The following is a 13,661-nucleotide window of genomic DNA, read 5'->3' as shown; positions in this document are numbered from 1 at the left end:
CTTCAACGCTTACTGACAAACTGATCCAGAAAGGCTTTAGCAAAAGCCGAGGCTCGCAGGTCCTTCTGCAGGCTGGGGTTGGTCCTGAAAATATCGAATTTAGCGTAGAAGGGGCGGCTCAGGTCCTGCGAGTTAGCCAGGATAATCAGCGTCAGGTCTCGCTCGGGGATTTTCACCAGTAGGGATGAATTCCCCTGCCACCAGCCGGTATGCCACATCATCTTCATACCCTTGTAGGATTGTATAAACCAGCCGTACCCATAGGGTAGGGCTTTATTTTTAGGCGACCGAAAGGGGGTAAATACCTGCTCCCAGGTAGCAGGCTGCAACCACTGCTGCTCGTCAATAGCTACCGAGTACGCGGCCAGATCGCTTACGCACGACATAAGTCCCGCCGCCGGGCCGAAGTGCGGAGGATACGTGATGGGTACCAGCTCACCTTCCTGCAGGTCATAGGGCTTAGCTATCAGCTGACGGTACTGCTCCCGGTTGTAGCCCGTCAGGGCAAAGTTAGTACTATCATCTATGTTAGGGGCGGTGTGCATGAGGTGAAGCGGCTTAATAATATTATTTACTACAAGTTCACCAAAGGAAACGCCAGCCTCTTTTTCAATGGGTATGCCCAGCTGATTGTAGTAGTCGCCGTTGTAGCCGAAGCTGTACCCGGGTTTGAAGCTATTAAAGGTATTGCCCTGAGCCGTATGGGTGAGCAGGTGCTTAAGTTTGATGCGGTCATCATTGCCCCAGCGGGCTCCCAGTTGAATACCGTAGGTCGTCACCGCCTCATCCAGACTAATCTTGCCTGCCTCCACCAGCTGCATCAGGATAACCGACGCAAACGTTTTGGTGACAGAAGCCAGATGGTAGACGGTATGTTCAGTGGGGGCAATTTTATTTTCCCGATCTGCATAGCCCAGTCCCCGGTACCATACGAGTTGCTTTCCGTGCACAATCCCTACCGATAGCGAAGGTACCTGGTAGCGCTGGCGCAGGTTTTCCAGCTTTTGAGCAAAGCCAGTGGTGTCGGCTAGGGTAGATGAAGATGAGGAACGTTGGGCCAATGTAGCCAGCGAAAGGAGTAGCAGGGGCAGGAGGGCTAAGGGTTTCATGCGGCTATGGTCTTAGGTGAAGGCTACTTCCAGTGGTGTTCTTTCTTTACAAAGAGATAGATTCTGTAAAAATCCTCTTTACATAAGAAAAAACAACTCTTCATGCGCATCGTACAGCTCATCAACGCCCAGCATCAGCGGCGCGTTGCCTTAGTAGAAGAACCTTACCTGGTACTCATCAGGAATGCATCCAGTGTGTACCAGCTCGCCCAGTCAGCTATGGAGCAGGAGGTACCACTGCAAAAGTTGATTGAGGGCAACCTTACTGACGAGCAACTCGCCTACGACGAAATATACGAAGGCCGCTCCGACTGGCGACTCCTGCCCGCCGTGGACCATCCCGACGACCCCCGCTTCTGCATGCTCTCAGGTACCGGCCTCACCCATAAAGCCAGCGCCGACAACCGGCAAAAGATGCATGATGCCGCTACGGCCGGTCAGGCTACGGACAGTATGAAGATATACCAGTGGGGCGTGGAGAGTGGCAAGCCCGAAATCGGGCAAATAGGTGTGCAGCCGGAGTGGTTTTACAAGGGCAACGGAAGTATGCTACGGGCGCACAATGAGGCGCTGCTGATCCCCAACTACGGCAATGACGGCGGCGAAGAGCCCGAACTGGCAGCGGTGTATATCAACGATAAGAATGGCAATCCCTACCGCGTTGGCTTTGCTACGGCCAACGAGTTCTCGGACCACGTCATGGAAAAGAAAAACTATCTGTACCTGGCTCCTTCCAAGATACGTACCTGCGCGATCGGTCCCGAGCTGGTACTTACGGAAACGGCAAATGACATCCAGGGTAGGGTAGCGGTAGAAAGGGCGGGGCAGATCCTCTGGGAGAAAGCCATCAGGACTGGTGAAGCCAACATGGCCCACAGCCTCCAGAACCTGGAGTACCATCACTTCAAGTACCCCAATCACCGCCTGCCTTTCGACATACATATTCACTTCCTGGGGGCGGATGCCTTCAGCTTCGGCGAGGGCATTCAGCTGCAGGACGGCGACCTCATGCAGGTCCAGTGGGAAGGCATGGGCCGGGCACTCAGGAATAGGCTAGAGGTGGAGGCTACGGAGGAGCGCCTGATGGAGGTACGAACTATGTAGCTCTGGTACCTAAGCAGGATGTAAGCCTCTATTCAGCTATGAAGTATGAGGAGACGTTTCTAATAGAGATAAAAACGCCCCCGTCACTTACTTAGTAGTAAGCTGACGGGGGTGCTGCATTTTATGGTATTTTATTTTTGGAGAATAATATTCACCGGCCCCATGAGGCCTGAGGGTAGCAGAGGGGAGTCTGCCTTATAAAAAGGCATGGTCGTAAACGTAACCTTATTTTTTACATCGGGCTGCGCATCTCCAATCAGGCGGTTGACCCACAGGTTGGTTACCTTGATCTGAATAGAATTTTGGCCCGGCTTCAGCGCATCAGTAATATCCAGACGGAAAGGCTTTTTCCAGACGGTACCTATATTTTTACCATTGACCATCACCTCGGCGATATTCTTCACCTCACCCAGGTCGATCACATAGCGGCCTGCTTTATCCACATTCGGCAGATCAAAGCTATTCTCGTAGGTGGCAGTGCCAGAGTAGTACTTGATACCCGCATCTGAATTCTCTGTCCAGGAAATTAGTTGATTAAAAGTACCACTTTCGGGCGCGCCTCTACCGGCCTGGAAATTAACTTTCCAGCTACCACCTACCTGTGCAACCTGTGACTCCGCCACGGCTGGTTTGGTGTAGGCATTAGCCGTAGCTTTCTGTCCGAATACAATGAAGTAAGCATCCCAGGGGTCGAAGCGGAGCGGGATGATGGTACGCCCGTCTTTGATTTGGTAGGTTACTTTTTCCACCTTACCCGTCTGTGGATGCCATAGCTCAGGTACCTTGCCCGTTACCCGGAAGCTAACTACCGCCTCATTGGGACCCTCGATACGACTATTGAGCCAGTAAATATCCTGCTCTCCCGCCTGGCGGTGTACGTATAGAATATCACTTTTGGTCTTAGCATCTGATACGATCACATCCGGTTGGAGCTTCATATCGCTGAGAACGGCATCTACCGGCTTCTTGATCACGTTTGGATGGCGCCACAGTTCGTCCACTACTGTTTGAAACTCCGTTGCACTGTCGTTCAGGCTGGGTGAACTCTCGGGCTTGGTACCGGTGAGTTTCATACCTGCTTTGACCAGATCCCTCATTTTTTTCAGAACCGGCAGGGTCATGTACTGGGCCGACGGGTCCAGTACCATGAGGTTGTACTGCTGTCCGCTGGGTGTCAGTATCTTCCCATTCGCTACTTTCAGAGCGGTCAGTACGGCGGTGGCATTGACAAAGTCATATTCGTAGCCATACGGAACAGGAGGGAGCTGATTGGCAAAAAGCGAAGTAATATTCTGATTCTCGCCGTAGTAGTACAGCACATCCACCACGGGCTTGCCCTGCTGAAGCAGGTGCGAGCTGCGACCTAAGTAATCTATCCAAGACCTCGCCTGCTCAGCCCAGGTTTCCTGCCGGGTAAAGTACTGACCGAACGGCCCCAGTGAGAAACCGGGTTTCTTGTCGTCGAGCGGCTGATGTACCGAAGTATGTATTACAAAGCGATTCAGGCCCGAAGCCATTTCCATATCGGCGGTGCGCTTCAACTTCTCGGGATGGAAGCTAAAGGCATTGCCTACGGAGGTCATCGACTCGCCCGCTACCAGGTTTTGTCCATAAATATGGGCCACCGACGCCGACTCTCGGATGTCCGCTTTGCTCCGGGTTTCCTCTTCACCACCTCCAGCCAGGCTGCCCGGTGTCCACATGGCCGACATGGGTATATCCGCTTTCCGCTTTACATCCATCCCATCAGCCAGGTAGATGCGTTTGTTTTCATGTGATTCAGTATAGCGCTTCATGCCGCGTTTGTGCAGGGCATCACCAATGGTTTCGTAGTGATTTTCGGCTATCATCTCCCCGATGGTCTTGCGGAAGTCCCACAGGAATTTTTCGCTGGCTTCGGTGCTTGTTACTACCCGACCGGTAAGTACCGGTATCCACGGCTTTATATCGTATCCACGTCTCTTTCTGAACTCCTCGGGCATAGCCTGCGTCCAGGTCATATGGCCGGCTTCATAGCTGTCCAGGATCATGTACTCCAGCCCCTTAGCCCCCATCATCCCACCCGTAGCATCTTTGTATAGGTCGAGGTAAGTGTTGATGTATCGAGTTACCGCCGCTTTGTCCAGCTTGTCTACTTCCAAGCCGGTGGCCTCGGGCGAAGCCGGGTGATTTTGCCGACCCGTCAGCGAGTACCCCAGTCGCAGTACAACCCAGTCACCAGCCGGTGCATTCCACTCGAGGATACCATCCGCCTTCATTTGCGAAGTGAGATCCACTACATCTGCAACCGGTATGGCATCAGCCTGTGCCGTAGCAGGCAGAGACTTTTCCTCCTTCCAGGGTTCAAACCCGGCTTTGTCTTCAAATAAGTTAATACGGTCAGTATTATGTAGCACCAGTTCGGCTACGTTCACACCCTCAGGTTTAGGTGGTTCGGCGCTACCTCCCGCCATAGCGGCAAACATATTGACTTGTGGAGGCAGCGTCTTGAAGGTAAACCGGAAGTACCTGGCAGTAGTGGCAGGTATGCTAAGAGTATTCTGGGGGACTATACTTCCAGGAATAGCCACTACTTCGCGGAAGGTAACCCCATTGTCACTTACTTTCAGCGATCGGTTGTTGGGGCCACCGTTGAATTGTTCCAGAGGAAGGTGGTTGGCTCCCGCGATAGAGAAGGCCTTAAAAGTCTGGGGTGTATCAAACTCGTACTGGATCCACATCTCTTCGCCCACTGCCTGAGGCGGTAAGTACCGTGCGGTAGCTACATCGCCATCAGTCAGTTCGGTCAAGGTGAAGGTGCCGCCGCTGGAAGTAATCTTTGGCTTGAGCTCCGTGAAAAGCCGGTCATTCTGAGGTAGGCGGTAGGCTATTACCATAGCATCTTTATAGTAGCTGGGCAGTTCACCTTCATGCTGGCCCAGTAAACTTGTCTTGGGCATTTCGACCTGCTGGAAAGCACCCGTCGTAGAAGGAGGCTGAGGGAGCTTACTGGCGAATCTTTGTCCACCTTTGACCCAGGTTTCGGTCCAGACGTATTTCTTCATGGCATCCTGGGGCTGTACCCAGGGGCCACCCGTAACGCTCCATCCCGGTGAGCCGGCGATTGCCATTTCCAGTTGTAGCTTATTAGCCAGCTCAGTAGTATGCCTGAAGGCATCCTTCCATTCGGGAGTCATGTATACCAGGCGCTTTTCCACGACCTGCGGCGTCAGGAAAGCCGCATCGAAGTTTTGAAAGCCACCAATTCCCACTCGCTTCATCCATTCCAGGTCTTTGGTGATGCCTTCCTTTGTGATGTTGCCGTTCATCCAGTGCCACCACACCCGAGGCTTAGCGGCGTTAGGCGGGTTCTTGAAGTCCTGCAACCGGGCTGGCCCCTGCTGGGCTTGGCCATTTAAAGCACCCAGGAGGAGGCATGCCCACAGGTAGTTAGTCTTGTTTCTCATTAGGTTAAGGTTTAGGCTATGTATATCTGAGAGAGGACGCTGTTTTTACATTGAGCGACTGATTTTAAAGTATTGGGGAGTTGTATGGTTATCATTGTGTTTAGTGTACACAATAAAGATATAAATATAGTTGATATACCTGTGTTAGTAATGCTATATTTTTAGTAGATATATTCATATATACACATACATCTATTAGCTGAGTATAACGTGTACTACCACTCGGATCATGCTTTCAATGAAGGTGAAACAGTAGCTATATCAAGGATAGGTAACGCCTTTGAGGGAGTAATAGAAATAGGCTATAACCAACATTGTACATCTGGATGAGGTTGACTGTATAGACGATCACTTTTCAGTATCATACAAAAGATAAGGTACTGCTTATCAGAAGCTCTATATGAAAACAGAAAAGGAGAAAATGCTCGCCGGTGAGTTGTACAACGCACTCGATCAGGAGCTATCTGACGATAGACTGCGTACACGGCTGTTATTGAAAGAACTGAACGACAGCCGGGAAGACCAGACCGACGAGAGGATCAGAATTCTGAAAGAACTTATTCCGAATGCCGGAGCAGATCTGTGGCTGCAGCCGCCTTTTTACTGTGACTATGGCTACAATATGGTAGTGGGAGACAAGGTGTTCTTCAACTTCAACTGCATTGTACTGGATGTGATGCAGGTAACCATTGGCAGCCGTACCCTATTCGGACCCAACGTTCAGATCTATACGGCCACCCATCCAACCAATTATAAAGAACGGGCAACCGGCTTGGAATACGCCAAACCCATACGCATAGGCGAAGATGTCTGGGTGGGAGGTAGTGCAGTGATTTGCCCCGGAGTGACCATAGGTGATCGTACCGTCATAGGAGCAGGCAGTGTAGTCACTAAAGATATACCCTCGGATGTATTTGCGGCCGGTAATCCGTGCCGCGTCATCCGCTCGCTGGATCAGTAGATCAGACTCTACCTTACCATTATTATATAAACTAAAAGAAAAAGCCCTTACAGTTTTCGCTGAAGGGCTTTTATAGTTCGTCGGGATGACAAGATTCGAACTTGCGACCCCTTGCACCCCATGCAAGTGCGCTACCGGGCTGCGCTACATCCCGAACTATTTGGGATTGGGACTGCAAAAGTATAGATAAATGCTACTTCTGTCAATGCCTTTATAGAAATAAATCGCAAAAAGTTACTAAATACTATTTTTGAAACGCATCAATAGTTCCCTTCTGTGTCCTGTAAGAGTCTACCAGCATCTATGAGGCTAGTAAATCTGATGAAATCTACCACTATTGTCACAAAATAGCATGTTAAGCCTGGTTGGTAGGAGGTAACGTACTTCAAAATATACTCAATGAAAGTTACTAGTTGCGGGGGAGAAAACAGAACAGAAGGCTGCTAACCCTTACCTCAAAGATCATGCCTAAATGGAAATATTGTAAAATTTCCTAATAAAGTTATATGTTATTCTCACCAGAAGCGCCCTTAAAGAATAGCTACATAAACTTTGGTTTCTCTGTAAATGGCCTAAAAGATACCTCTTTGTACCTATAAGAACTTGCGTCAATTTAAAATAAGCAATTCTATTTGAATAACCAATTAGTCGCTACTTCTTTTTATACAATTTATAGCTGATACTTAGATAAATAGTTGTTTGGTAGTCAATTGTATGGAGGGTCGGGTAGTCCCTCTCTCTGCTTGCTTTATCACAAGCTGATAAAGCAAGCAAGGCCAGTAAGGTAAAGTTGAAGCAGCAATACAAGCAAATATGGACAATTGTTATAAACCATTTTTCGGAATAGAAAAATTTTAGGGGTAAAAAATGGCAAGGAAATTGCTGCCCTTATAACAATAGCGTTTCTACACACACTTCTCTGAACTTTTATACAAGCTAAATAAGAGCTACCACAAGAAAACTTCTACATCATGCTTTTTAAAGTTTCCACACTAAGGCTAGCGGTCATCGCAGTCTTCATAGGAGTGTTTTGCCTTCACTCCAGAAACGGTTGGAGTAGTGAAAGAGAAAAAGCAAAGAATTTAGCTGGCAGTACATCTATCAGAGCTGGACTGACATTATCCACACCTGTTCCGGTAACAGATCGCCCACGTTACATCAGTATTTGTATCTTCAACGTAGAGCAGGGGGATCATTATCTACCTATTATGGAAAAAGCTGCCGCGGCAGGGATAAACTCTTTTCAGTTGAACATCAACTGGGAGAGGGTATATTCTCATCGAGGCGCCCAGCCTAAATGGGATCAATTCGATAAACAAATCGAATTAGCCAAGAGACTCGGGTGCAAAGTATTTTTGAGAATCTGGCTGGCGCGTCATGACGATCAGCAATGGTGGCCTAATAGTACTATCCCTGTTTCTAACTTAGGATTAAGGAGAGGTTTGCTATCCGGATTTAGCTACTCCGATGAAAATGCCGTGGCGGAGGCAGAGGCATTTGTAAAAGAGGTAGGCCAGCACTTCCTGCCAGAGCAGCGAGCCGGGAATATCGTCAATATATCTGTGGCCAATAACAATGACTCCGAGTTAGGGTACTCCATTACAGTTTATGATCCTGCCGAGGGAAGAGAAACAGTACAAGTTAACGACTACTCAGAGCATAGTGTAAAAGCATTTAATGAGTGGCTCCAGAATAAGTACAAGACCATAGGAAACCTGAACAAACAGTGGGGCTCAGACTTTTCCAGATTTGATATATATCCACCTGCTGCCCGAAACTATTGGGATGTATTTGTCCATAATAGTGGTATGGATTGGTACCTGTTTAGGCACCATACCCTGAAGACATATTCAGATCGTATGGCCCGTGCGATCAAAAGTGTTGATGCTTCCTATAAATATCTTCTGGATATAGGCAGCTGTTTTGATGGTATTACCCTGACCAGGGGTACTTATGGCATTAAAAATCTGGCCCAGATGGCCGATGGAGGTGTTAAAGTCAATGATGGCTTTTACTATGATCACAGGTTCTCGATGGACCTGCTCAGGACAAACCTTCCGGGCCGGATGATTGGCAATGAGATATTCAGAGCCAGGGGGTACATTGATGAAATAGATATTTACAGACGCTACTTTAACGATAGCTTTGAGCATGGGGCTGACTGGATAAATATGATAGGCTTTGACCAGATGGATGCATATCCTCAGTACGAAGCGATTATGCGTGAAATGACCGACAAGTGGCTGAAAAGCCCCGTTCCAGACATACATCCCACCCAGACTGTAAGGTATACACTATCAGAAGCCATAAAAAAGGGTACTGTAGGGGTTCAGGATCGCTGGAAAAATGAATATACTTCATCTAAGAAACCCGTCAATGTAGTACTGGAAGAAGACCTGCTTGGGGAGGTACCGGTAGAGAATAAAACTCCCAGAGTAGTAACTAACCTGACGAACCAGAAAGCCACTACCGGAAACTGGTTCCAGTACACCATCCCCAAGGAGAACTTCCAGGACGAAGATGGGTACCTGGTAGGTGTAGAGACTCAGGGGCTGCCGGAGGGGGTTTCGATGAATGGCTGGAACATAGAAGGTCGCCCTAACAGAACGGGTGACTTCACGGTCACAGTAAAAGCTATAGACAACCTCGGAGCCAGTGTATCTACTTCCTTCACCCTGACCGTAGGGACTTCAGAGGCTCCTAACGTAATAAGCCTTTATAAAGCGGGCAACTTCCTGACCCGCCGTTTCCTGCGGTACATACAGGATGGCGATACGATTAAGGTATCTAATGATGCCCAGTCTGTAAACATCATGGCCTCTCCCCGAACGGGAACCGTAGGTAGTTACGTATTTACGTTGTCAGGTCTGTACTCAGTAAGTACCGTGGATAGTAAAGAGCCGTATGGCTTATTTGGTGATAATGGAGGTGTTACCCTGTTGCCGGGTACCTACCGACTTACGGTGAAGTCTTACTCGAAACCGGATATGCAGGGGGATATAATAAACCAGCAGGTTGTGAACTTTGTGGTGGTTGAGGGGGAAGGTGAAAGCAACCAGCCTCCTTTCCTCTATAAGACCCCAATAGGATTACTAGCTAAGGTAGGGGAGCCATTTAAGTACAAGCTTCATGACAGCACTTTTGTGGATCTGGATGGTACAATTGCTTCTTTTGAGATCAGTGGTCTGCCCGATGGTCTGACGGGCAACGGGCTCACTATTGAAGGTACTCCTCAGAAGAAAGGCTACTGGACATCCAAGGTGAAAGCCACCGACAATAAGGGAGCTTCATCTTCTACCGAATTTGTATTTATGGTTACGGCTGATAATGCTCCTCCGGTCGTTAAGCAAACCATTCCAGACCAGGTAGCTACAGTTAATAAGCCTTTTGAATACCGTATCCCTGACGGAACCTTCGTCGATCCGGATGGCTCTATCAAGAATATCTATATACTAGGCGCACCGGAAGGACTTACCGCCTCAGGTAGCCTGGTGTCGGGTGCTCCTAAATCGGTAGGTACCTATCAACTCATCGCGGTAGCTACGGACGATGGTAACCTGTCGGTACAGACCTTCTTCAAGATAACCGTTGTGGCGGAGGAAGTACCCAATAAGGCTCCCGGTGTGAACAAGCCATTGGTAAGTCTGCAGGCATTGGCTGGTAAGTCCTATGAATACCGCCTGCCGGATGATACCTTCGTTGACCCGGATGGTACCATCGCTTCGATATCTATGACTGACCTGCCGGAAGGGCTGAGCTGGAATGGCACAATGATTACGGGTACTCCGGCCCGAAAAGGAGATTGGACCGTGCAGGTAAAAGCTACTGATGATAAAGGAGCGACCGTAGCAGCTTCGTTCATCTTTACAATTACCGTTGAAAATGTGGCTCCGGTAGTGCAGCATGCGATTCCTGATATAGTAACTTTTGTTAACAAGCCATTTGAGTACCGCATACCTGACTCGACTTTTGTTGATTTAGATGGTACCATCAAAAGTATAACCATACTGGGTGCACCGGAGGGCCTTACCACCTCAGGTAGCCTGCTATCGGGTGTACCCACGGCGGTAGGTACCTACCAGCTCATCGCTGTAGCAACGGATGACAAAAATGCCACCATACAGGCGATCTTCAAGATCAGCATCGTGGCGGATGAAGAGGTACCCAATAAGGCTCCCGTTGTGAACAAGCCATTGGTAAGTCTGCAGGCACTGGCGGGTAAGCCCTACGAATACCGCCTAGCCGACGATACCTTTATTGACGCGGATGGCTCAATAGCTTCGGTAACGATGACCGATCTGCCGGAGGGACTGAGCTGGGATGGTACTGTGATCAAGGGAACTCCGGCCCGCAAAGGCGAGTGGACCGTGCAGGTAAAGGCAACCGATAATAAAGGAGCCTCGGTAACTACTCATTTCAAGTTTACAATAACGGCGGAGAACGTACCACCAATTGTTAATAAGCCGGTTTCTGACCTGGCAGCTAAGGTAGGTGTGGCATTCAGCTACCGCTTGCCCGATGAGACCTTCGTAGACCCTGATGGAACCATCGTTAAGATTACTATTCAGGGGGCACCTGAGGGGCTGATTGCTTCCGGCAATCAACTGTCGGGAACTCCGACAACAGCGGGCGAATACTTACTTACAGCTACCGCCACGGACGATGCCTCTGCTACTGTACAGACTACCTTTAAGTTAGTAGTAACAAAGGATAACCTGCCGCCTGTTGTAGCTAGTCCGATACCTAACCAAGTAGCTCTGATAGGAACAGCATTCAGCTACACTCTACCACTGGGTACCTTTACGGATCCGGATGGTGCCGTGGTGCGCATTGATATCAGCGGGTTGCCTGCCGGCCTGACAGCATCGGGATTGACAATCAGCGGTGTACCGACAAGTTCAGGAGACCATATAGTAAGCGTTACAGCCTTTGATAATGCAGGGGCTTCCGTTACGACGACTTTCCGGATCAGAGTATCAGCTACTTCTACCAACCAGCCTCCTCAGCTCAGCAAAGATCTGCCCGAACTGGTAGCCATAGTTGGCCAGGTATTTAACTTTGATGTAAAAGAATATTTTGAGGATGAAGATGGACAGATCGTATCTATTTCCTACGCTTCTGCGCTGCCCACGGGCCTTACCGCCAACGGCTCTCAGCTAGCAGGTAACCCCACCGCAGCCGGTACCTATGAGGTTAAGGTCAGGGTGAAGGATGACAAAGATGCCGTTATCGAAGAGGTGCTCAAAATAAAGGTAGAAAAGCCTGTACTATACGCCGACTTATATCAGGCAGGTAATGTATCGACGCGCAAGTTGCTCCATCGTATCGCTAACGGAGATGAGATAGATATAGCTAAGCTCCCAAGCTCGGTCAATATCTTTGTATCAAGCAACGCCAGCATTACCTCCGTTACGTACGAGATCACAGGTACTATACCTCCTGTAAACTACACGGATGATTTCCCACCACTATTTAGCTTGTACCACGATGAGGCCGGATTTACGCCGATCGTTGGAACCTATACGCTTAAACTGATGGCCTACCGCAGTGGAGTGTTGGTGGCGACTCAGACGTCAACCTTCAAGATTGTTCAGCCGGGAGCCAGAACCGCTCGTGAAGGTGTTGTAGAGTTCCTGCCGGACTTTGCATCGGAGTCCTGGAAGGCTTACCCCAATCCATTCTTGGATCGTGTGCAGCTGCAGACCGATGTACATAGCCAGACCACCATTGAAGGGGTAGAGGTACTGACCGGTGAAGGACGTACTTTGCCCCTGGATACTCAGCGGTGGAAGATGAACGGCGGTGTACTCGAAGTAGATCTGTCGGATGTAGCCACCGCGCCGGGTATGTACCTGATGCGTGTTCAGGAATCGAATGGTAAGCAGCGGACCATTAAGCTCCTCAAATCGGAAACAAGATAGTACCTGATATTAAGCCTGATGATAACGAAGAAGCCCCTCCATGGGGCTTTTTTGTATAGTACCCATTCTTAGACCTTTGGCAGTGACAGCCTCCGCTAGCTGGTCCCGGAAGTAGTAAGCGACCGAGCCCGTAAAGTGAACCGGATAAGCAGCCGCGTCAGGATGTTTGACCACGTACTTGCTCAGAAACAGGTCAAAAGCCTCTACGATGAGCTGCTGAATGTACGGGTGAGTGATGTGTTCGGATAGGAAGCGGGTAAAGGTAGCGAAGTAGCGGTTGGGAAAAGGCTTCTTGTAGGCATTGTCCAGTACCAGAAAACGATCAGTGCCCGGGTAGGCGGCCGTAAAGCGCTCCTGAATCTCTTCCGGAAGCTCCTTGTGCAGATACCGGACTACCAGCGTTTTGCCCAGGTACCCACCACTGCCTTCATCACCCATCCAGAAGCCCAGCGAGCCGATATTATTGACGATACGCTCTCCGTTGTAAAGACAGTTATTAGCACCGGTACCCAGTATACAGGCTATGCCGGACTCATGGCCGCACAGCGCGCGGGCCGCAGCCAGCAGATCGCTCTGAACCTCGATGTGAGCCATCGGAAAGCTCTGCTGAAGCGCCTGGCTAATCGGCAGGCTCGAGGTTTCATCCGCGCAACCCGCGCCGTAGAAGTAGACAGACTCTATGGCAGGTACCTGAGGTACTACCTCTTGACGGAGCGCCTCGGCAACAACTTCTTTGGACTGGTAAAAAGGGTTGAAGCCTACCGATTGGAAACGCAGGGGCTGGGCTCCGGTACTATAGGCTACCCAGTCGGTTTTGGTGGAGCCGCTATCGGCAATCAAAATCATACTATATAAGTTTTCCTACTACTTTGAATCGTTTGAATACCTGGCTTGTGTGGGGGGCATCGGAGAGCTCCTTGGTCAGGTCCTGACCGGCCCAGTGTTCATAGTGCTTTCCGTTGCGCCACAGCCTTGACGGGCTTACATCATAGATAATACCCTGATAAGCACACCATATTTCTTCCCGATCCTGGCCATTGCGTAGGGCCAGTTGGGTACGCGTATATTCTTTCATTAAACTACCTTTACTCTATTTCGCAACAGCCGATAAAGTGCCGTT

Annotated in this window: 7 protein-coding genes and 1 tRNA gene; 3 read left to right on the top strand and 5 right to left on the bottom strand. The window is 49.5% G+C overall.

What is annotated here, in order from left to right; genetic code table 11:
* Positions 1 to 2 precede the first annotated feature (2 nt).
* Positions 3 to 1,109, bottom strand: a complete 1,107-nt coding sequence (locus tag JUB14_RS18015) for a serine hydrolase domain-containing protein (protein WP_207508025.1) — start codon at positions 1,107 to 1,109, stop codon at positions 3 to 5.
* A gap of 102 nt (positions 1,110 to 1,211) precedes the next feature.
* Here JUB14_RS18015 and araD1 point away from each other — a divergent pair, with 102 nt between their 5' ends.
* On the top strand, positions 1,212 to 2,213 hold the full coding sequence (araD1, locus tag JUB14_RS18010; RefSeq protein WP_207508023.1) for an AraD1 family protein: 1,002 nt from the start codon (positions 1,212 to 1,214) through the stop codon (positions 2,211 to 2,213).
* Positions 2,214 to 2,344: 131 nt separating this feature from the next.
* Here the strand turns inward: araD1 and JUB14_RS18005 are convergent, their stop codons facing one another.
* A complete protein-coding gene (locus tag JUB14_RS18005) occupies positions 2,345 to 5,659 on the bottom strand; it encodes a glycosyl hydrolase (RefSeq protein WP_207508020.1) in 3,315 nt (1,104 codons plus the stop codon).
* A 400-nt stretch (positions 5,660 to 6,059) separates the two neighbouring features.
* Between JUB14_RS18005 and JUB14_RS18000 the strand changes: the two genes are divergently transcribed.
* Positions 6,060 to 6,620 carry a sugar O-acetyltransferase gene (locus tag JUB14_RS18000; RefSeq protein WP_207508018.1) on the top strand — a complete coding sequence of 187 codons (561 nt, stop codon included), beginning with the start codon at positions 6,060 to 6,062 and terminating at the stop codon, positions 6,618 to 6,620.
* An 80-nt stretch (positions 6,621 to 6,700) separates the two neighbouring features.
* On the opposite strand, the gene JUB14_RS17995 is transcribed toward JUB14_RS18000, so the two are convergent.
* Positions 6,701 to 6,774: transfer RNA gene (locus tag JUB14_RS17995), tRNA-Pro, on the bottom strand.
* Positions 6,775 to 7,828: 1,054 nt separating this feature from the next.
* On the opposite strand from JUB14_RS17995, the gene JUB14_RS17990 reads away from it, so the two are divergent.
* Positions 7,829 to 12,541, top strand: coding sequence for a putative Ig domain-containing protein (locus JUB14_RS17990; protein ID WP_207508016.1), 4,713 nt, complete (start codon positions 7,829 to 7,831; stop codon positions 12,539 to 12,541).
* Positions 12,542 to 12,550: 9 nt separating this feature from the next.
* On the opposite strand, the gene JUB14_RS17985 is transcribed toward JUB14_RS17990, so the two are convergent.
* Entirely contained in the window at positions 12,551 to 13,387 is an 837-nt protein-coding gene (locus tag JUB14_RS17985; RefSeq protein WP_207508014.1) for an N-acetylglucosamine kinase, read from the bottom strand.
* A gap of 1 nt (position 13,388) precedes the next feature.
* Entirely contained in the window at positions 13,389 to 13,616 is a 228-nt protein-coding gene (locus JUB14_RS17980; protein WP_207508012.1) for a cytochrome b5 domain-containing protein, read from the bottom strand.
* Positions 13,617 to 13,661: the final 45 nt, after the last annotated feature.

The sequence above is a fragment of the Telluribacter humicola genome, from assembly GCF_017355935.1.
Classification (GTDB): Bacteria; Bacteroidota; Bacteroidia; order Cytophagales; family Spirosomataceae; genus Telluribacter; species Telluribacter humicola.
This window is presented reverse-complemented; position numbering and strand designations above follow the sequence as displayed.

Excerpts from the sequence above, each read along its gene's own strand:
- JUB14_RS18015 (WP_207508025.1), bottom strand. The coding sequence starts at position 1,109 with ATGAAACCCTTAGCCCTCCTGCCCCTGCTACTCCTTTCGCTGGCTACA.
- araD1 (WP_207508023.1), top strand. The coding sequence starts at position 1,212 with ATGCGCATCGTACAGCTCATCAACGCCCAGCATCAGCGGCGCGTTGCC.
- JUB14_RS18005 (WP_207508020.1), bottom strand. The coding sequence starts at position 5,659 with ATGAGAAACAAGACTAACTACCTGTGGGCATGCCTCCTCCTGGGTGCT.
- JUB14_RS18000 (WP_207508018.1), top strand. The coding sequence starts at position 6,060 with ATGAAAACAGAAAAGGAGAAAATGCTCGCCGGTGAGTTGTACAACGCA.
- JUB14_RS17990 (WP_207508016.1), top strand. The coding sequence starts at position 7,829 with ATGGAAAAAGCTGCCGCGGCAGGGATAAACTCTTTTCAGTTGAACATC.
- JUB14_RS17985 (WP_207508014.1), bottom strand. The coding sequence starts at position 13,387 with ATGATTTTGATTGCCGATAGCGGCTCCACCAAAACCGACTGGGTAGCC.
- JUB14_RS17980 (WP_207508012.1), bottom strand. The coding sequence starts at position 13,616 with ATGAAAGAATATACGCGTACCCAACTGGCCCTACGCAATGGCCAGGAT.